This is a genomic window from Alteromonas sp. ABH4_453, assembly GCF_056160665.1.
In genome coordinates this window covers 81,706-102,414 of sequence record NZ_JBSWXP010000006.1, presented here as the reverse complement: position 1 = coordinate 102,414, position 20,709 = coordinate 81,706, and the positions used below count along the sequence as shown (strand labels likewise).

Below are 20,709 nucleotides of genomic sequence, written 5' to 3'. Positions count from 1 at the left end.
CTAATCAGCATTAATCACTTAGGTTAGGGCCCAACCACTTCTCGGCTTCTTCTAAGGTCCAGCCTTTACGTGTGGCGTAATCTTCTACTTGGTCGGCTTGAATTTTGGCGACCGCAAAGTATTTCGAATCAGGGTGAGCAAAATACCAGCCCGATACCGACGCGCCCGGCCACATGGCGTAACTTTCGGTCAGCTTCATACCTGTATGCTGCTCGGCTGACAATAAATCCCAAATAAGCTGCTTTTCAGTATGTTCTGGACACGCGGCATAACCTGGCGCCGGTCGAATGCCTTGGTATTTTTCGCGGATAAGGTCTTCGTTACTTAGTGATTCGTTAGCAGCGTAACCCCAATAGTGCTTACGTACTTGCTCGTGCAGATATTCTGCAAACGCTTCGGCAAGCCTGTCTGCAACCGCTTTAACCATAATGCCGTTGTAGTCATCGCTAGCCTGAATATAGCTATCAGCAAGCTCGTCTTCACCTATACCGCCGGTGACAGCAAAAGCGCCCACATAATCATTTATGCCACTCGACTTTTCAGCTACAAAGTCTGCTAAACAATAATTTGCGAATTTGTCTTTTAGGGTTTGCTGACGCAAATGATGGGCAACGCCCTGCACCTGGCCTCTCGACTCATCGGTATAAATTTCAACGTCGTCATTAACCCGATTAGCCGGAAACAGGCCGATAACACCCTTCGCCTGAAGGCTGTTCTCTTCGATAATTTTGTCCAACATGGCGTTGGCATCACTAAATAATGACTGGGCCTGCTCACCCACTACTTCATCTTCGAGTATACGCGGGTACTTTCCTGCTAAAGACCAAGTTAGGAAGAAGGGAGTCCAATCAATGTAGTTACGCAGCGTAGCTAAATCGGCGGTTACCGGTGTTACACCTAGGCTCGCAGGTTTTACTGGCAAAATCGAAAAATCTGGCTTAAAAGCGTTTTCTCTGGCCTGAGCTAACGTTACCGGCTTGCTGCGCGGCTTTTTACGGGCGTGCTGTTCGCGTACCGTGTCGTATTCTTTTGCCAGTTCTTGCGCGTAAATATCACGAGACGCTTTGTTTAGAAGACGCTGACATACGCCTACTGCCCTACTTGCGTTTGGAACATAAGCCACTGGCGCGTGGTAATTTTGTTCGATTTTTACTGCGGTATGCGCTTTTGATGTAGTAGCACCGCCAATAAGAAGCGGAATATCAAAACCCTGACGCTCCATTTCTTTAGCTACGTGAACCATTTCATCAAGTGATGGCGTAATAAGACCTGACAGGCCGATCATATCGACATTTTCGTCTTTTGCGGTTTGTAAGATTGTAGCTGCTGGCACCATCACGCCAAGATCAATTACTTCAAAGTTATTACACTGAAGTACCACGCCCACAATATTTTTACCGATATCGTGAACATCGCCTTTTACCGTAGCGAGAAGAATCTTGCCATTGCTCTTTGCATCGTCTGATTTTTCTTCTTCAATAAAGGGCTGTAAGTGAGCTACCGCTTTTTTCATTACGCGGGCCGACTTTACTACCTGCGGAAGGAACATCTTACCTTCACCGAATAAATCCCCTACCACGTTCATGCCGTCCATTAACGGCCCTTCGATAACGTGTAGTGGACGTTCAGCTTGTTGACGCGCTTCTTCGGTATCTTCAATGATGTAATCGGTAATGCCTTTAACAAGCGCATGCTCTAAGCGTTTATTCACTTCTTGCTCGCGCCAGGATAAATCTTCCTTCGCGGCAGCCTTACCATCACCTTGATAATTAGGTGCAATATCAAGCAAACGTTCGGTAGCATCGCTTCTGCGATTTAGAATCACGTCTTCAACCGCATCGCGCAGTTCGGCGGGTATTTCGTCATACACCTCTAGCTGACCAGCGTTAACTATAGCCATATCCATACCGGCGCGAATAGCGTGGTACAGAAACACCGAGTGCATCGCTTCGCGAACCGGGTTATTCCCCCTGAATGAAAACGAAATATTAGAAAGGCCACCAGAAATGTGTGAATAGGGGCAGGTTTTACGAATCTCGCGGGTCGCTTCAATAAAATCAACCGCGTAGTTATCGTGCTCTTCAATCCCCGTTGCTACTGCAAAAATATTCGGGTCAAAAATAATATCTTCAGGTGGAAAGCCGACTTCTTCTGTAAGCAGCTTGTAGCTACGCTCACAAATTTCAACTTTGCGCGCTTTTGTATCAGCCTGGCCGGTCTCATCGAATGCCATCACCACAGTTGCAGCACCATAGCGCTTTATCAGCTTAGCCTGGTTTAAGAAAAGTTCTTCCCCTTCTTTTAAGCTAATTGAGTTGACTATCGCTTTACCTTGGACACACTTAAGCCCTGCTTCGATAATTTCCCATTTAGACGAGTCGATCATAATAGGAACCCGGCTAATATCTGGCTCAGAGGCTATCAAGTTTAAAAAGGTGATCATGGCCTGCTTTGAATCAAGCATGGCCTCATCCATATTGATGTCGATGATTTGGGCACCGTTTTCTACCTGCTGTCTTGCGACATCAAGTGCAGTTTCGTAATCACCTTCAAGAATAAGGCGTTTAAAACGAGCTGAACCTGTAACGTTGGTGCGCTCACCGATATTAATAAATGTAGAAAATTCTGCGCTCATTATGCCCTCCTAGTGTACAAACGGCTCTAGGCCTGACAAACGCATTTTAGGTTCAAATTCGGGTAGCTTGCGTGGCGCAATACCTTCGACCGCGTTAGCAATATCGCGAATGTGCTCTGGGGTACTGCCACAACAGCCACCTACGATATTTACTAGCCCTGACTGCGCCCATTCTTTGATGTGCTCGGCCATCTCTGGACCTTCCATATCGTATTCACCAAATTCATTAGGTAAGCCTGCATTAGGGTGTGCGGATATGAAGCACTCACTAACATTGGCCACTTCATCTACGTATTGACGCAATAGATCCGGGCCTAATGCGCAGTTTAAGCCGAAGGAAAATGGGCTAATATGTCGCATTGAGTAATAAAACGCTTCTGCGGTTTGACCAGAGAGCGTACGCCCTGAAGCATCGGTGATAGTACCTGATACCATCACAGGTAAAGCCCTACCCAGTTTTTCAAATACGGACTCCACGGCAAACGCAGCTGCTTTCGCGTTTAACGTATCGAATATAGTTTCAAGCATGATTAAGTCTACGCCACCTTCAATAAGTGCTTCGGTAGACTCACTATACGCTTCCACTAGTTCGTCAAAGGTGACATTGCGCTTACCTGGGTCATTAACATCAGGTGAAATAGACGCCGTGCGGTTTGTTGGACCTAATACACCGGCAACAAAACGCGGTTTCTCGGGGGTTTTAGCTGTGAATGCATCGGCAGCTTTACGCGCTAATTTAGCCGCGGCTAAATTAATATCCCGCGATTGGGCCTGCATATCATAATCGGCCATAGCGATAGTCGTGGCGTTAAACGTATTCGTTTCAATAATATCCGCACCAGCTTCAAAATAATCGCAATGAATTTGGTAAATAATATCTGGCTGAGTAAGGACCAACAGATCATTGTTGCCCTTTACGTCGCAGTGCCAGTCGGCAAACTGCTTCCCGCGATAGTCTTCTTCTTCTAACTTATGGCGCTGGATCATAGTGCCCATTGCACCGTCTAAAATTAGAATGCGTTTATTAGCGGCTTCTGTAAGCGTTGCCTGCGCGTTTGAATGTGATCTTTGGCTCACGTGCTACCTCTTTGGCTGTGACTTTTCAGCAAGCTGACTTAAATCGTAAGGCGTGGTCTGATAGACATAATAATTCAGCCAGTTTGTAAACAATAGGCTGCCGTGCGAGCGCCACTGTACAATAGGAGACTTGGCTGGATCATCCCCTTGAAAATAGTTTTTCGGCATTGACGGCGTTTGTCCCGCGGCAATATCCCGTAAATATTCGTCTTTTAACGTATCTGGATCGTACTCTGGGTGACCCGTTACAAACACCATACGCTTGTCTTCTGACGCTACAATATAAGCGCCTACATCGTCAGACTCCGCTACAACGCTCAGCCCATCAACACTGTTGTACAGCGAAGTATCAATATGCCCGTAACGAGAATGGGGAGCGTGAAAAGTTGGGTCGAAGCCTCTTAACAGTTCATTGTTAGGGTCGTTTACTTGATGTTTAAAGACACCAGAAAACTTTTCATCTTTGATTTCACGTGTAATACCATAAAAGTGATACATGGCGGCATGGGCAGCCCAACATAAATACAGAGTAGAGTTAACGTGTCGCTGCGCCCACTCCAGTATTGTCGTCATAGTGTCCCAGTACTTCACCTCTTCATAATCGATAAGCGCAAGAGGCGCACCGGTTACAATAAGCCCATCGTATTTTTTGTTCGCGACTGCTGAAAAGTCGTGATAGAAGGCATCCATGTGTGACTGTGGAGTATTTTTGGGTGCTTGATTATCAATGCGAATCAAGTCTACGTTTATTTGTAGCGGCGTATTCGACAGCAGGCGAAGTAACTGTACTTCTGTTTCTATCTTGTTCGGCATTAAATTAAGAATGCCGACTTCAAGAGGACGAATATCCTGATTGGCAGCCCTGTCCATGTCCATGGTAAAAATGTTTTCACCTTGTAGTACGTTCTGCGCGGGTAACTGCTCAGGAATACGAATTGGCATAGAGGACTCCAGTGATAAATTACAATATCTGTATTGTGTCTATAACTGGCGATATGTCAACATCTTTACGTCTAGACGTCTAAACGTTTTTTTTACCTGGTGGGAAAACGTTAGCTATTTTGCTTATGCACCATTACTAACATTTCAGCTTCAGCGCGAGGAATATCGCAGGCTTCAATAATCTCGTCAATACTAGCCCCCTGCTTAACTAAGTCTGCAGCACGCTGATATAAACGTAATGAAGGGTCTTGAAGCTTTAGTTCTCGAAGCTGGTTTTCAATATCAGTTTGTTTCTCTTCTAGCTCTTGAAGGTGGCGAGTAATAACCAATGTACGAGCTTGGGCCTCAGTTTGTTGATTGTTTGCATTTTTAGCGAGCGCTTCTGCACGGGCAATAGCCTCTGCGTTGGCTTGCTGACTTTCGCTTAATGCAGAACGCAACTGCTTAATGTGTGAATACAGCACACCCATCGCGGCGATGAGTATAACTACAAGAATACACAGTATGAGTTCTAATAAGGTAGGTGCAGCAAGCTGCCAATCCATGGACATAACCCTTGGGGAAATGTAGGCAGTATTATAGTCAATACCGCCTATTCATTTATTTAGATGTTGCTAAGCTCATCCCACTCTTCGTCGCTTAACAATTTATTAAGATCTACAAGAATAAGCAGTTCGCCGTCGCGGTTACTTACACCTTGGATAAACTTAGCACTCTCTTCAGTACCAACGTTAGGCGCACTGTCAATTTCTGAAGATTTCAGGTACACCACTTCGGCTACACTATCCACCAGAATACCAACCACCTGCTCGTCAGACTCAATAATAACGATACGGGTATTGTCAGTAATTTCTGTTGGAGGTAATCCGAAACGAGCACGTGTATCAATAACCGTTACAACGTTACCACGCAAGTTGATAATACCAAGCACATAGTCTGGTGCACCGGGTACAGGGGCTATTTCGGTATAACGCAAGACTTCTTGTACCTGCATTACGTTAATACCGTAAGTTTCTTCACCTAAGCGATACGTCACCCATTGAAGGACTTCGTCGTTGCTGTCGGTAGCATTATTATTCATTCTTTCGTCGCTCATGAACCTGGCTCCCAATACTATGGCGTCTGGTCGTTACTGCCTAAGCCTTTGTTAAGCATAGATATTAATTCTTCAACGTCAATTAACGCGCACATTTTTTCTTTAACCATCCCTGCTAACCAGGGACGCTTACCTGTGGACTCGCGCCATTTAACATCATCGGTAGTCAAATTGACTGTGTTTACAAGCTTTTCGCTTGCTAAACCCCACACGCTCTCTCCTAACATTATAAGATATCGGTAGTTGAGTGATTGTGCGAGGTTTTCGTCATATTTTTCCGGCATTACCCATTTTGCAGAGTCAACAACACTTAGTTTAGACTCTCTGTGCAACATTACACCCATAAACCAGTCAGGTTTTCCAAATAAAGGGCCTATTTTTTCAATTTGGTGGATACCACCTAGCGATGTTAATGGCACCGCAAGTGTTAATCCCGCCACCTCAAAGAATAGCGCCTGAAAACGAAAGCCGAGAGTATCCTTTAGTGGAACTTTTATTTTTTCGGCGCGATTTAACGCAGCGTTTTCTTCTTGCTCTGCTGAAGTTTCAGGGTAAAAATGTTGCTGTTCATCATCAACCGTCTCGACTTTTTGCGTTTCAATTAATGATGTAACCTTCTCTGCTATCGCCTCTTGCTCATTCGATGGTGACTCACTTTCATTTGTTGTTGAAGCGAGCGCTGTTTCAGCCATCTGCTGAGAAGCCTGCTCAAGCAATTTTGCCGTGCGCACAGTCACATCTTCAGGTGTTTCTGGCTCTTTAAGAAGGCTGTCTAGGTATGCCTCCATTACTTCTTCTCGGGCAAATGGCGATTGCTTGCTCATGCTTTTGTTATTTCTCCAATACGGCTAGCAGTTTCTCGTAGGCATTTACACCTCTCGTCTTTGGATACGCAGCAGAGATAGGAAGCTGTACCAAGCTTGCATCTCTAAAGTGCGTATCAACCGGAATCACTCCTTCCCAGACGCGCTCCCCGTAATCGCTCATTAATCGTTTTCTTGACGCCAATGCGGCGTTTGTACGCTTATCAAACATAGTTGGAATAATCAGGGTGTCAAAGGACTTATTTAACGAGCGCCCCATTATTTCCATTGTTCGGATCATCCTATCCAAACCTTTAAGCGCTAAATATTCTGTCTGAGTCGGCACAATAACCTTATCGCATGCCGCTAATGCATTGACCATCAACACGCCCAAAACAGGTGGGCAGTCGATAATGGCAAAATCAAACTCATCAGCTATTTTTGCGAGTGCTTTTTTTAGCACTAAACCCATACCCTGTTCGCTACCCATGGTTCTGTCTAAGGTTGCCAGAGCCATGGTCGCTGGTAGCACGTATAAATTGTCGAGCTTTGTAGGGCTGAGACAGTCCATTACTTTATCGGCAGAAATCTCATTAGAATTAATAAAAATGTCGTAAACTGAATGACTTGTCGCTTCTGCATCAATGCCAAAGTAATAGCTAAGCGATGCGTGTGGATCAGTATCAATCATAAGCACTCGCTTGCCCTTTTGAGCAAGCAAGCCACCAAGGCTTACGGTGGTAGTAGTTTTACCTACTCCGCCTTTTTGATTTGCTACCGTCCACACTTTCATAATTGCTGTTCCATTACTATTCAAAGTGCTATCGCATTTCGGTTTGAACGCAACTGCTCATATCATCGATACTAATATTCTTACTCGATATGTTGGCCGAGGCGACAGCTTGAGGCATACCATAAACCACACAGGAGTCTTGGTCTTGTGCCCAAATAGTCGCACCTTTATCTTTAAGTAGTCGACAGCCTTCTCTACCGTCTGCTCCCATACCCGTTAATATGATTCCCAAAATATCCCCACCATAGGCTTTAGCTAAAGAGCTAAACGTGAGATCTACACTTGGCTTATAGCTCACCTTATCGGCCTGAGTTGCATCAACAATAGAAACTCGCTTGTTGTGACCAACAGATTCAATAAGCATTTGCTTGCCTCCGGGCGCAAGGTAAGCATGCCCAGGTTTCAAAATATCGCCATGCTCAGCTTCCTTCACAGCAATTTTGCAATTGCTGTCTAGGCGCTGTGCAAATGCACTAGTGAAGGTGCCGGGCATATGTTGCACAAGTAAAATGGGGTACGGGAAATCTCCAGGAAGTGGAGAAAGCACTTTTTGAAGTGCTACAGGCCCACCTGTTGATGCCCCTATTGCCAAACATTTATACTGCTTCCCTGTTGGTCTTACAGACGAAACGGTAGGCTGCTTAGCCGCGTCTTTATGACCAGAAAGTAACCCCGAGGTTTTGAAAAACGCTTGTTTAGGCGCGTTATCAGGAAGCTTTCTGGTCTCAATATTGCGAAAGGATGGGCGCTTCAACCCCAGTCCTCTTCGCGCTATCAACCTAACTTTAGTACAAAGTAGCCGCGAAGCATCTTTCCTATCTTGAGCGATGTCTTCGAATTTTTTGGGTAAAAAATCTAACGCGCCCGCTTCTAACGCGTCAAGCGTCGCTTGGGCGCCGTGATGCGTTAGTGAAGAGAACATTAAAATAGGTGTAGGACGTTTATCCATGATGGCCTTAACGGCCGAAATACCATCCATAACTGGCATTTCAACGTCCATGGTTATTACATCGGGTTTAAGCGCCTCGGCTTTGTCGAGTGCATCACGCCCATTTCTCGCTTCCCCAACAACTTCAAGTTCTCTATCGCCGTCAAGTATTTCTCTTACTCGGCGGCGATAAAAGGTCGAGTCGTCCACGACTAGGACTTTAAAGACCATGGATTATCATTCCTGTTAATTCATCGCCTTACTTGATGGGTTTACGCGCGTACCGTTTTAGCAGGCTAGGAATATCTAAAATTAGTGCAATTCCACCGTCTGACGTAATTGTTGCTCCCGCCATACCGGGCGTACCTTGCAACAATGCATCAAGCGGTTTAATAACCACTTCTTCTTGGCCTATTAGCGCGTCTACAACAAATCCAACTTGCTGAGTACCAATTTGTACCACAACAACATGCCCCTTTTCTTTATCGATATTTTTGGGACCTCGGATTAGCCATTCACCAAGGAAAAACAAAGGAATTGCTTTTGAACGAACAATCATTGTTAACTGGCCATCGACCGTGTTGGTCTTCTTGATGTCCATGTTTATTATTTCGTTCACCGCACCTAATGGTAACGCAAAGGTCTGTTTTCCTACAACAATCATTAGCGTCGGGAGAATGGCCAATGTTAGCGGGACTTTGATATCTAGTCGCGTGCCTTTTCCTAGCTGCGAATCAATGTTCACGGTACCGTTGAGCTGGTTAATTTTGGTCTTAACCACGTCCATACCCACACCACGACCAGAAATATCGCTAATTTCAGTCTTAGTGGAAAAGCCTGGTGCAAATATCAAGTTAAACGCCTCAACGTCAGACATACGCGCTGCTGCATCCGCATCTAATACGCCACGACTAATAGCGATCTCTTTTAGCTTCTCTGCATCCATTCCCTTACCATCATCTTCGATAGTAAGAAGAATGTGATCGCCCTCTTGAGATGCTGATAGCTGAACCGTACCCATGCGAGGCTTACCCGCAGCAGCACGGTCATCCGGCATCTCAATACCATGGTCGACAGAGTTTCTCACCAAATGCACGAGGGGATCGGCCAGAGCTTCGACCAAGTTTTTATCTAAATCGGTTTCTTCACCCACCAACTCTAAGGTAATTTCTTTCTTTAAGCTTCTCGCGAGGTCTCGAACAACACGAGGGAAACGACCAAACACCTTCTTGATAGGCTGCATGCGGGTTTTCATTACCGCACCTTGCAAGTCACCCGTTACCACATCTAAGTTGGCGATGGCTTTTGACATGCTTTCGTCGTTACTGTTGATACCTAAGCTAATGAGCCTGTTTCTCACTAGTACGAGTTCACCTACCATGTTCATGATTTGGTCAAGGCGCTTGGTATCTACACGTACTGTAGTCTCAGCAGGAGGCGCAGCAGGTGCCGCCTTCTTCTCGTCTTTTTTCGGCGCTGCTTTAGGCGCAGCAGGTGCGCTTGTTTTAGCTGGCGCTGCAGCGCTAGGCGCTGGTGTCGCTTTAGGCGCGGCTGGCGCAGCTTGTTTTGCTTTCTGAACAGCTTCTGTTGCTGCTTTATCTACAGGAGGCTCTGGCGTCGTTGACGCCGCGCCCTGCTTAGTCGGCCCTTGGCCAGAACCATGTAACTGGTCTAGTAGCGCTTCGAATTCATCGTCGGTAATTTCTTCGTCACCTGCGCTGGTTGCTGATGAAGATGGCGTTGCAGATGCTGGTGCTGGCGCAGCCGCCTTTTCTTCACTGCTAAATTTACCTTTTCCGTGAAGGTCGTCTAACAGTGCTTCGAACTCTTCGTCGGTAATATCATCGCTATCTGAACTCGCCGCCGGCGCTGATGACTTAGCAGGTTCGCTTTTAGCTGGTGCTGACTGCCCTGGGGCACCCGAACCATGAAGCTCATCAAGAAGAGCCTCAAACTCATCTTCGGTAATTTCGTCAATACCACCACTACTGTCATTAGCATCAGACGTTGACGGTGCTGGCTCTTCTATAACTAACTCAGGCTCTTCAGCAACCACCTCTGGCTCGGCAGCGGGCGCACTAGCGTTATCGAATATGTTTTCATCTGGAGATTCTGGGCGACTTAATTTGTGTAAGACGTCCACTAGGTGTGCATCTGCAGGCTCCAATGGTTCGCGCGCTTTTACGCGCTCGAACATTTCAACGACCACATCCGTGGCCTGCAAAATAATATCCATTAATTCAGGTGTTAGCGTTCTTTGGCCATTGCGCATTACGTCAAAAACGTTTTCTGCACCGTGACAAATTTCAACTAACTCAGTGAGAGAAAGGAAGCCAGCTCCCCCTTTTACTGTGTGATAGCCGCGGAAAATTGCATTTAGTAAATCCGCATCTTCAGGATTGTTCTCAAGATCAACGAGCTGTTCTTGTAATTGTTCAAGTATCTCTCCGGCCTCAACCAAAAAGTCCTGTAATATATCCTCGTCAACATCAAACGACATGCACCCGCTCCCCTAAAAACCTAAGCTAGACAGAAGATCATCTACATCATCTTGACCTGAAACGACATCGTCTCGTTGGTCAGCATCAATGATTGGGCCTTCCGCCTCTACACCATCAACCTTATCGGCCTTATCGCTAGATGGTTTAGTGTGTTCTGTACCGTCGCGTTCCCCAAACATGGTAAGCATGTTTACAAGACTATCTTCTACCTCTTTAACAAGGTCGATAACGCGACGAATAACCTGCCCTGTTAAGTCTTGATAGCCCTGTGCCATCAACACTTCGGTAAGCAGTTGTGTAAGTTTAGCTGATTGAGCCGAACCTTCTTCCAATAATTCGTCTAAGTCTGCGCATAAAGCCTTAAATTCACCTAGTTCGATTTGGCGATTCATAAGCTTCTTCCACTCTGGCATGACCTTTTCGATCCGCTCCGACAGCATTTCTGCTATCGGCATGCTCGCCTCAACGGCATCCATAGTAGTATTAGCAGCTTTTTCAGTTTCTTCAATTACGTAGGTAAGGCGGGATTGCGCATCAGGAATGTCATCTGTAGCTAAATTTTTGATGCGGTCGTCTATTTGAAAGTTATTCAACGCGTCGTGGAGTTGACGCGTCAATTTTCCTACTTCAGCAAACAACTCAACATTCTCTTTCATTGAGACGGCTTCAAGTAGTGCGTTAGCTGAAGTCTTATCGCCTTCTTCAAGAAAAGCGACAAGTTGTTTTGCTTCCTCTAACGATATTGGAACGTTTACATTCGTTGACATCCAGTGAACCTCATTTATCTGGTGAGCGTCTGGATCAACCTAAACGTTCGAATATTTTATCTAATTTTTCTTTTAGTGTTGCTGCTGTGAACGGTTTTACAACATAACCGTTTACACCTGCTTGCGCCGCTGCAACGATTTGCTCTTTTTTCGCTTCCGCAGTAACCATAAGCACAGGCAAATGCTTAAGCTTGTCGTCTGCTCTTATAGCGCGAAGCAAATCGATGCCCTGCATACCAGGCATATTCCAATCGGTCACAACAAAGTCGAAATCGCCCTGTTGTAACATAGGTAATGCAGTGCTTCCGTCATCCGCTTCCTGGATGTTGGCAAAACCCAAATCTTTAAGCAGGTTTTTGATGATTCGTCTCATGGTAGAAAAGTCATCGACCACGAGAATTTTCATGCTTTTGTCCAAAATAGCCTCCAGTGAGGGGTTAATTGTTATTAATCTCTATTCTTCGTCAGCTTGCCACGACTTCATTCGTGATTTGAGTTTTAACATGGCTTGACTATGAATTTGACTGACTCTCGACTCGCTTACATCAAGAACTTCGCCTATTTCTCTTAAGTTTAGTTCTTCATCGTAATAAAGTGAAAGTACAATCGCTTCTCGCTCAGGTAATGTCGTAATTGCATGGGCAAGCGCTTTTTGAAAAGCACCCTGCATTAAATCTTCTAACGGTGCGTCACTACCTCTACTTTGTTCAGTAGTAATAACATCTTCCGACACACCTAAATCTTCAATACCCACCAGCTTTCCGGCATTTACTTCATTAAGCATCTGGTGATAATCCTGCAAGCTTACGTTAAGCTTGTCAGCAATATCAGAATCTCGTGCATCGCGCCCTGTCTCGCTCTCTACTTGAGATATCGCTTCCGTTATGGCGCGGCCGTTACGGTGAACAGAACGCGGGGTCCAATCACCTTTTCGTATTTCGTCGAGCATGGCACCACGGATCCGAATTCCTGCAAAGGTTTCGAAACTTGCGCCTTTAGAGCCGTCAAAGTTTCGTGCGGCTTCTAGCAACCCAATCATGCCTGATTGAATAAGGTCATCAACAAGTACGCTGGCAGGCAGTCGCGCAATCAAATGATGCGCAATTCGCTTTACCAGAGGCGCATGTCTTTCGACTAACTGCGATTTATCTGTTTGTTGTTGATAAGCGGCTGCCTTGCTGTTCAACGCTGACTTCCTACGGCTTTTTCTGCAACTAATTGTTCAATGAAAAACTCTAAGTGTCCACCGGGCTGCGCTGGAATTGGCCACGTAAGTGCTTTACTTGCCAACTTAGTTATCGCTACTGCTGCCGGAGAGCCTGGAAAGGCGTCAACAATAGCAGTTTGCTTGCGCACCGCCTTGCGAATATTCTCGTCGAATGGCACTGTCGCCACTAATTCTAGAGCAACATCGAGAAAACGCCCTGTCACTTTGCTTAATTTGCTAAATAATTCCTGACCTTCACGCACATCGCGAACCATATTGGCTACGACTTTGAAACGAAAAACTCCGTGCTCGCGGTTAAGAATTTTTATTAGTGCGTAAGCATCTGTTAAAGATGTTGGTTCATCGCATACAACGACCATGATATCTTGTGAGGCCTTTGAAAAGCTCAATACCATGTCTGATATGCCTGCCGCGGTGTCGACGATTAGCACATCTATCTGAGAGCGTAATTCGCTAAACGCTCTGATCAAACCAGCGTGTTGCGTTGGTGAAAGCTCTGCCATTGACTGCGTGCCTGATGTGGCAGGCGCAATCTTAATGCCGTGAGGACCGGTCACTAACACTTCGTCCAACGTGCATTCTCCAGAGAGCACGTGAGATAGGTTTTTCTCAACCCTTAGCCCTAACATGACATCTACGTTGGCAAGGCCAAGGTCAGCGTCAAGAACCATTACTCGCTTACCCTGCTTCGCCATCGCGATAGCGGTGTTCAGTGTAATGTTCGTTTTACCTACGCCACCTTTACCACCAGTGACGGCGATTACTTTGATTAACCGTGATTGCTTCATTTTTCTTAAGCTACTCGCTTGATCGTCAATCATACTGCTTATGCTGTTTTAATTGCGTTGTTACTACTAGTATGATTCAAACCGTACTTTTTATAAAGCTTTGCAGCAGCGGAAACCAAAGATTTCGCTTCTGCAATCTTAATGTCTTCAGGCACTTTTTGACCATCGGTGACATAACTAACCGGTAGTTGGTATTCAACTGCTGCACTAAGCACCTCTCCCAAAGAGTAGCATTCATCTAACTTTGTGAAAATACAGCCACTTAGTTCAATATCATCATACGCCTGAATAATTCTCTGCAAAGCAGGATATTGCGTATTCGCTTGCGCTACCAAATATTTTTTTACTTTTGGCATTTGGCCGTTGTCGAACTGCTTAATTTGCTTAATTAATCGACTGTCACGTTGACTAAAACCTGCTGTATCAATCAATACTAGTCGCTTATGGCGAAGTTGGAATAATAAATCAGCCAGTTCTTCACTAGTCTGTGCTTTTCTCACCGTGCAGCCAATGATCTTTCCGTATGTCGCTAGCTGCTCATAGGCTGCAATTCTATATGTATCTATAGTGATCATTGCAACCGACTCTGCACCATATTTCTGCGCATAACGGGCTGCAAGCTTCGCAACAGTAGTTGTTTTACCGGTACCGGTTGGTCCTACCAGTGCAACAGCACCTTGTGCACTAAGTATATCGTTTCCAGTAACATTTATGCGATTAGCCAATAGGTTAAGAAGATAAACCCATGCGTCACGTTCGTTGTAGTGGGCTGGTGTATAGCTAATAAGCTGTGTTGCAAGCGCGCTACTTAAACCCATATCAGTTAATCGCGTCACTAGGTATTGATGAACAGGTTTTTGACGCTTGTTCTTCGCTTCCATTAAATCGGCAACTTGATACTGTAATACATCGCGAAGTGAAGCTAACTCTTCTTTGATTTGTGCAAGTTCTGCCGACTGAGATACCGACGTTTCGCCCATGCTTGAGGCTTGATGTTCTGGGAAAGCGTGTTGACTAACAGTATCTTCAACAGATGATTGATTTTCTATATCGTCAATAAACGCCTCTGAAAAGTCTAAGTGCGAAGCAATTTCATTAGCGTGCTTAGCGTTTGTTGTCATTGGTTGGTTAGATTGCGCGGGACTCGCTACACTATTAGTTCCACCGTGCTGCTTTTCTAACAGGGCTTTCAGGCTATCAGGCCCGTCATCACCAATGATTTCGCTTAGGCTAGGCACAGCCTTTTGACCAGGTGTTTTAGCAGCGGCTTGTGGCGCCGCCTTGGGCGTGAAAAGCTTGGCTTCAGGCTCTTTGTCGTAGGCTGCTACAAGTTCAATGCCGTCAGCGACTTTGCGATTTGACATGATCACAGCGTCACTGCCCAATTCAGCTTTAACTTGGCTTAACGCCTCACGCATATCTTTGCCGAAGAAACGTCTAATTTTCATTGCAACCTCTCCAATCACCCAGTGTCAGATTATTGACCGACCGAACTGACTATTTTTATTTGTTTGTCGTCAGGCACTTCCTGGTATGAAAGAACATGAAGCCCAACAACAGAATACTTTAAGAAGCGAGACAGAACGGGTCGCAACATGCCAGAGGTAAGGAGCACTGCAGGTTCTCCCTCTAACTCTTGCTGCTGGCTGGCTTGCTGCAATGATTTTTGCAACTTGTCTGCCAGACCTGGCTCTATGCCAGCGCCATCTTCGCCACCTGCTTGTAGTGACTGGTGCAACATCTGTTCCAACTCTGGCGCCAAGGTTATGACAGGTATCTCTTTTGCCCCCTGGGTAATTTCTTGAACGATAAGGCGCTTGAGTGCTATACGTACCGCAGACACCAGTACATCTGGGTCTTGGCTACGCGTACCGTACTCGCTAAGCGTTTGCACGATAGTACGCATATCTCGAATAGGTACGCCTTCAAAAAGCAAGGTTTGCAGCACTTTGACTACTGTACTTAATGGCAAAATATCCGGCACCAAACCTTCAACCAATTTAGGGTGCTGTTTGGCCAGCATATCCAGAAGCTGTTGGGCCTCTTCATGCCCTAGTAACTGATACGCGTTATTGGAAAGCAACTGACTTAAATGCGTGGCGACAACCGTAGCTGCATCTACAACGGTATATCCCAGGGTTTGCGCGTGCTCACGCTTATTAGGCTTTATCCATACTGCATCTAAGCCGAACGCAGGGTCTTTAGTCGCACGCCCCTCTAATTTACCGAACACTTGACCAGGGTTAATCGCAAGCTCTTCATCGTGACTAATAACTGAATCACCAATGGTTACGCCTAGCATAGCAATCGTGTAAGTATTGGGTTCAAGGTCTAAGTTATCGCGGATGTGAACAGGTGGAATAAGGAACCCCAGCTCTTGCGATAATTTTTTACGTACGCCTTTGATACGCGTTAACAACTCACCGCCTTGGGATTTATCGACAAGTGGAATTAAGCGATAGCCCACTTCCAAACCTATGGTATCAACTTGCTGAACATCATCCCAACCTAACTCTTTTACTTCAGGCGCGACCGATTCGTCTTTTACCACGTTGTCAGGAACTTTAGGCTCTGCCGCTTTTTTCTTGGCTTGAACCGACTGAAAATAAGCAAAGCCAGCAATTAAGAATGAAAAGCCCAAAAAGGCAATATGGGGCATGCCTGGGATGATACCCATAACAAACAAAACGCCTGAAGCAATATACAGCGCTTGGTTGTTACCAAGCTGTCCACGGATCTCTTTACCCATTTCTTGGGTTTCATTCTCGCGGGTCACGATAATGGCTGTGGCTACCGAAAGTAGTAATGAAGGTATCTGCGCCACCAAACCATCACCAATAGTCAAAATTGTATAGATTTCTATGGCGTTTCCGAATGATAGCCCATGCTGAATCATGCCAATGAATAGACCACCGACAATATTAATCAGCATGATGAAAAGACCAGCAACCGCGTCACCTTTTACAAATTTTGACGCACCGTCCATCGACCCGTAAAAGTCAGCTTCAGCGGTAATCTCTTCGCGGCGCTGTCGCGCTTGATCTTGGTCTATATAGCCAGCATTCAAGTCGGCATCAATTGCCATCTGCTTACCAGGCATAGCGTCCAAGGTAAAGCGAGCACTTACCTCTGAAATACGCCCGGCACCTGCGGTCACAACTTTAAAGTTGATAATAAGAAGGATAGCAAACACAACAATACCCACGGCATAGTTACCGCCGATAACAACCGCACCGAAGGCTTCAATCACTTTTCCTGCAGCGTCACCGCCCTCATGCCCATAAAGTAAAACAACCCGCGTTGAAGCGACGTTTAAGGCAAGTCGTAAAACCGTAGCAATCAGTAACACTAAGGGAAATATGCCAAAATCGACGGGCTTTTGCGTTAAAACTGCTACCAAAATGATGACGAGAGACAATGCAATATTAAAACTAAACAGCACGTCCAGTAAGAATGGCGGCATAGGCAAAATAACCATGCCCATAATTGCCAAAAGGACGATGGGTGCGCCTAAACCACTGGTAAAATTTTGCAGCTGATTTTTATCGAATCGCTGAAGATAACCGGATAACTGCATGGCTTGGTGTCTCTCTATCAGAAAATTGACGCTTTATGTGACTCTTCAAATGGGTTTTCAACTAACGTGCCAGCTTTATAGAAAGAGAAATTTAGATTCGACTAATCGCGATGAAATTAGCGTCACATCTAAATCGGTGAAAAATTTCAACCTATTAAGTGAATTAGCGTCGATACTCAGGTGGTATTGGCAAATCTCGTTTAAGTGGCTTAGGACGCTTCCCTTTCCCTGCCCTATGTGCTTTAAGCTGATAAACATGTGCTAGCACCTGCGCTACCGCCATAAACAAGGCGTTAGGGATTTCGTCGTCCACTTCAGTGGAATAGAATATGGCTCGCGCTAACATGGGTGAAGGGATCAGCGGCACGTCGTTAGCGGTAGCAATTTTTCTGATGTGCATTGCTAACTCATCAGCACCTTTAGCTACTACAACGGGCGCTCTTACCCCTTTTTCGTCATATTTAATGGCAACAGAAAAGTGAGTGGGGTTGGTCACGACAACGTCTGCTTGTGGTACTTCCTGCATCATCCGCTTAGTTGCCGCCTGATATTGCAAGCGGCGAATACGACCTTTGACCATGGGGTCGCCTTCCGCGTTTTTGCGCTCGTCTTTAACCTCTTGCTTGGTCATTTTCATTTCTTTGTTGTGCTTATACATTTGATAAGGCACATCAATGAGCGCAATAGGGATCATGCCGCACACTAAAATAAGAAACGCCCACTTAAGCATATCGAGCGCGTGAAAGATGTTTCCCGGATATAGCTCCATATCTAAATGCAGCGCTTCATCTTCGAAGAACAGTAACGCTCCGATAGCCATACCAATTATGACCACCACTTTTGCAATAGACTTAAGTAACTCTACCAAGCCATTCGTGCCAAACATGCGTTTGAAGCCTTGAATGGGGCTCATTTTTGAGCCCTTAGGTTTTGCACCTTCCCAGGTAAAGTTGTAGCCTCCAAGCGCGATTGAGCCATAGATACCCGCTATCATAGCAACGACCATGTATAGCAGCACGGCAGGGCCTACCGCCGAAAAAGCTTCTCCCCAGGCGCCAAACATGTGGGTAATATCATAGGTTTCGTCACGAGAGAGAATGAACATTCTCTGAGTAAGTTTAAAAACAGATTCAGCAATCCACCCGCCCACAAACAAAAACATAAAAGCACTGACGATAAGTACTAGGGTCGTAGAAAGTTCACGGGAACGGGCTAGCTGCCCTTTTTTTCGGGCATCTTCGAGTTTTTTCCCCGTGGGGTCTTCTGTTTTTTCGCTTGAATCTGCCATGTTTTCCTACGAACAAATATTCAATAGTTCACACATAAACTGCTCAGCTCTGAACCATTGGGTTTCGAAGTGTGCAGTAAAGTTATCAAGAGTTATCCAAATAATCAGTAAGCCCATTACCTGAGCAATGGAAAAACCAATACTAAAAATGTTTAGCTGTGGTGCAGCTTTGGTCATTACGCCAAACGCCAAATTCACGATTAAAAGCGACACGATTGGCGCTAGAGACAGGGTCACTGCCGATATAAACATCCAACCGCCCCAATGGGCAATATCGCGGAACTGTTCAGCGGTCCACCATGCTTCGCCTATGGGAAACGCCTCGAAGCTCATTACTATCATTTGAATCATGGACAAGTGCCCATCCAAGGTCCAAAACAACAAGGTGGCTAATATCAGATAAAATTGGCCCACTGCGGGCACGTTAATACCGTTTACCGGGTCAACGATTGACGCAAACCCCAAACCGGTTTGCATGGCTATGATTTGGCCTGCAATGACGAAGGTATTGAGTACCATCATTGATATAAAACCAATGGCAATCCCTATCAACAACTGCTGAATAACAATTAAAAATGTGCCCACATCCACTAAATTTTCGATGGGTGACGGGGGCACCACAGGCATGATGATAAGTGTAAGCATTATGCCCAGCAAGGCTCTTACCTGCGGGGGAATTGATTTAGCACTCAAGCCAATCATGGCCACGAACAAGCCGCTAATGCGCATAAATGGCAGCAGCATGTCTGCAAGGAATTGATTGATGGTGGCGAGTTCGACTTCCACAGCTTTAGCCTTCTACCCCACAACCTGGGGGATCATATCAACCATTCTGAAAGTAAAGTCCATAAGCTGTTGCACCAACCAGTTGCCGCCCCAACTCAACGCGAGAAGCGTTACAAGCAAGCGCGGTAAGAAGCTCATGGTCTGTTCGTTAATACTGGTAGCAGCCTGAAATACTGCCACTACTAAGCCCACGATGAGGCTTGGGACAATCACCGCAGATACCAATACGATAACCATAAACATGGCTTCTCGCAGTATTTCTACAAAGACTTCTGGTGACATAAGCCCTCCTAGACGCCCATACCGAAGCTGGTCGCCAACGTACCGAAAATCAGGTTCCACCCATCAACTAGCACGAACAGCATAAGTTTAAACGGCAAGGATACAATCATAGGCGAGAGCATCATCATACCCATGGCCATCAATATAGACGCTACTACCAAGTCAATAATGAGAAAGGGAATAAATAGCATAAACCCAATTTGAAACGCGGTTTTAAGTTCACTGGTTACAAAAGCCGGAATAAGGATGGTTAGCGGTACTTCGTTGGTATCGGCATATTTTCCTTCATCTCCAGCTATCCGTACGAAGGTTTCTAGGTCTTTTACCCGGGTTTGTGAAAGCATAAATGCGCGCATGGGGCCTTTTGCTTGCTCAAGAGCGTCTAAACTGGTCAGTTGCTCGTTAAGGTAAGGCTGTAGAGCTCGCTCGTTCACCTCTTCAAACACCGGCGCCATAATAAACATAGATAGAAACAAACTAACGCCAATTAATATCTGATTTGATGGTGATTGCTGTAAGCCAATAGCTTGGCGCAAAATAGACAACACCACAATTATACGCGTGAACGAGGTCATCATCATGATAAAGGCAGGAATAAGGCTTAGCGCTGTCATGATAAACAGCGCTTGAAGCGTCATGGTGTAGTCTTGAGAACCATCTTGATTGGTTGTCACCGTGACTGCAGAAATTCCCTGTTGAGCATAGGCGGGCTCGACAAGAAGTAATAAGGGCAGTACTAAAAGTAGCAAGGCAAACTTACGCATCTCTCGACTCTTCCTTTGTTTTATTCTTTTCTATATTCGGGTTGAGCTTTTCCGCCATGGCAGCAACAAGTTTTTGTTTAAACGCATCGGCACCATTTTGTTGCTCGCCTGTGGTTTTGTTCACACCTTTCACAGGCACATCGAGATTCTTATCTAATTTGCTTAAATGAGAGATGTTGTGACTGGTTACACCAATGAGGTGCTGCTCTTCACCTACCTGAATCACCATGATTTTTTCTTTTGTGCCAACAACCATGCTGGCTGCGACTTTCATTTGATTTCCACCCATGGCAGTGACATTAAATCGACGCATCACATAAGCGAGAGCGAAAATGACGCCAACAACGACAAGTAAAGAAAGGAAAATTGACAGTATCGACGTGGGATTGGTGATTGACTGGGTCGACTGCGCGACAGCTATCTGGCTAAATAAAAGGGGCAGCATTGCGCAACC

The 20,709-nt window shown here is 45.6% G+C and carries 20 protein-coding genes; all 20 read right to left on the bottom strand.

Annotation, left to right across the window (positions count from 1 at the left end):
* Positions 1 to 10: 10 nt before the first annotated feature.
* The 20 genes from metH to fliO all read right to left on the bottom strand — a co-directional run bounded on the left by metH (position 11) and on the right by fliO (position 20,700).
* Positions 11 to 2,635, bottom strand: a complete 2,625-nt coding sequence (gene metH, locus ACXAGV_RS13080; RefSeq protein WP_474873649.1) for a methionine synthase — start codon at positions 2,633 to 2,635, stop codon at positions 11 to 13.
* Between the two features lie 9 nt (positions 2,636 to 2,644).
* Positions 2,645 to 3,712 (bottom strand): homocysteine S-methyltransferase family protein, encoded by a 1,068-nt coding sequence (locus ACXAGV_RS13075; RefSeq protein WP_474831474.1) that lies wholly within the window; start codon positions 3,710 to 3,712, stop codon positions 2,645 to 2,647.
* A gap of 3 nt (positions 3,713 to 3,715) precedes the next feature.
* Positions 3,716 to 4,654: a homoserine O-succinyltransferase MetA gene (gene metA, locus ACXAGV_RS13070; protein WP_474873648.1), complete on the bottom strand. Its 939-nt coding sequence runs from the start codon at positions 4,652 to 4,654 to the stop codon at positions 3,716 to 3,718.
* 110 nt (positions 4,655 to 4,764) lie between these two features.
* Positions 4,765 to 5,199 (bottom strand): DUF2802 domain-containing protein, encoded by a 435-nt coding sequence (locus tag ACXAGV_RS13065; RefSeq protein WP_474873647.1) that lies wholly within the window; start codon positions 5,197 to 5,199, stop codon positions 4,765 to 4,767.
* A gap of 59 nt (positions 5,200 to 5,258) precedes the next feature.
* Positions 5,259 to 5,750 (bottom strand): chemotaxis protein CheW, encoded by a 492-nt coding sequence (locus ACXAGV_RS13060; protein WP_039223036.1) that lies wholly within the window; start codon positions 5,748 to 5,750, stop codon positions 5,259 to 5,261.
* A 17-nt stretch (positions 5,751 to 5,767) separates the two neighbouring features.
* Positions 5,768 to 6,574, bottom strand: a complete 807-nt coding sequence (locus tag ACXAGV_RS13055; protein WP_474873646.1) for a chemotaxis protein CheW — start codon at positions 6,572 to 6,574, stop codon at positions 5,768 to 5,770.
* Between the two features lie 7 nt (positions 6,575 to 6,581).
* Positions 6,582 to 7,346 carry a ParA family protein gene (locus ACXAGV_RS13050; protein WP_474873645.1) on the bottom strand — a complete coding sequence of 255 codons (765 nt, stop codon included), beginning with the start codon at positions 7,344 to 7,346 and terminating at the stop codon, positions 6,582 to 6,584.
* A 28-nt stretch (positions 7,347 to 7,374) separates the two neighbouring features.
* Positions 7,375 to 8,505 (bottom strand): protein-glutamate methylesterase/protein-glutamine glutaminase, encoded by a 1,131-nt coding sequence (locus ACXAGV_RS13045; protein WP_474873644.1) that lies wholly within the window; start codon positions 8,503 to 8,505, stop codon positions 7,375 to 7,377.
* A 28-nt stretch (positions 8,506 to 8,533) separates the two neighbouring features.
* The gene (locus ACXAGV_RS13040; RefSeq protein WP_474873643.1) at positions 8,534 to 10,774 is read right to left on the bottom strand and encodes a chemotaxis protein CheA; all 2,241 of its coding nucleotides are present in this window, start codon (positions 10,772 to 10,774) and stop codon (positions 8,534 to 8,536) included.
* Positions 10,775 to 10,786: 12 nt separating this feature from the next.
* Positions 10,787 to 11,542: a protein phosphatase CheZ gene (locus tag ACXAGV_RS13035; protein WP_474873642.1), complete on the bottom strand. Its 756-nt coding sequence runs from the start codon at positions 11,540 to 11,542 to the stop codon at positions 10,787 to 10,789.
* A gap of 34 nt (positions 11,543 to 11,576) precedes the next feature.
* Positions 11,577 to 11,960, bottom strand: a complete 384-nt coding sequence (gene cheY, locus ACXAGV_RS13030; RefSeq protein WP_025254383.1) for a chemotaxis response regulator CheY — start codon at positions 11,958 to 11,960, stop codon at positions 11,577 to 11,579.
* A gap of 36 nt (positions 11,961 to 11,996) precedes the next feature.
* The gene (locus ACXAGV_RS13025) at positions 11,997 to 12,728 is read right to left on the bottom strand and encodes an RNA polymerase sigma factor FliA (protein ID WP_039223050.1); all 732 of its coding nucleotides are present in this window, start codon (positions 12,726 to 12,728) and stop codon (positions 11,997 to 11,999) included.
* Positions 12,725 to 13,591, bottom strand: coding sequence for a MinD/ParA family protein (locus ACXAGV_RS13020; protein ID WP_039223052.1), 867 nt, complete (start codon positions 13,589 to 13,591; stop codon positions 12,725 to 12,727). The genes ACXAGV_RS13025 and ACXAGV_RS13020 overlap by 4 nt, the downstream gene beginning before the upstream one ends.
* A gap of 5 nt (positions 13,592 to 13,596) precedes the next feature.
* Positions 13,597 to 15,006 (bottom strand): flagellar biosynthesis protein FlhF, encoded by a 1,410-nt coding sequence (gene flhF / locus ACXAGV_RS13015; RefSeq protein WP_474873641.1) that lies wholly within the window; start codon positions 15,004 to 15,006, stop codon positions 13,597 to 13,599.
* A 29-nt stretch (positions 15,007 to 15,035) separates the two neighbouring features.
* Positions 15,036 to 17,135, bottom strand: a complete 2,100-nt coding sequence (flhA, locus tag ACXAGV_RS13010; protein WP_474873640.1) for a flagellar biosynthesis protein FlhA — start codon at positions 17,133 to 17,135, stop codon at positions 15,036 to 15,038.
* A 163-nt stretch (positions 17,136 to 17,298) separates the two neighbouring features.
* Complete coding sequence (flhB, locus tag ACXAGV_RS13005; protein ID WP_474873639.1) at positions 17,299 to 18,423, bottom strand: flagellar biosynthesis protein FlhB; 1,125 nt, start codon at positions 18,421 to 18,423, stop codon at positions 17,299 to 17,301.
* A gap of 6 nt (positions 18,424 to 18,429) precedes the next feature.
* Entirely contained in the window at positions 18,430 to 19,209 is a 780-nt protein-coding gene (gene fliR / locus ACXAGV_RS13000; RefSeq protein WP_474873638.1) for a flagellar biosynthetic protein FliR, read from the bottom strand.
* Positions 19,210 to 19,221: 12 nt separating this feature from the next.
* Entirely contained in the window at positions 19,222 to 19,491 is a 270-nt protein-coding gene (gene fliQ, locus ACXAGV_RS12995) for a flagellar biosynthesis protein FliQ (RefSeq protein WP_012517675.1), read from the bottom strand.
* Positions 19,492 to 19,499: 8 nt separating this feature from the next.
* Positions 19,500 to 20,255 carry a flagellar type III secretion system pore protein FliP gene (gene fliP / locus ACXAGV_RS12990; protein WP_474873637.1) on the bottom strand — a complete coding sequence of 252 codons (756 nt, stop codon included), beginning with the start codon at positions 20,253 to 20,255 and terminating at the stop codon, positions 19,500 to 19,502.
* Positions 20,248 to 20,700: a flagellar biosynthetic protein FliO gene (fliO, locus tag ACXAGV_RS12985; RefSeq protein WP_474873636.1), complete on the bottom strand. Its 453-nt coding sequence runs from the start codon at positions 20,698 to 20,700 to the stop codon at positions 20,248 to 20,250. The genes fliP and fliO overlap by 8 nt, the downstream gene beginning before the upstream one ends.
* Positions 20,701 to 20,709: the final 9 nt, after the last annotated feature.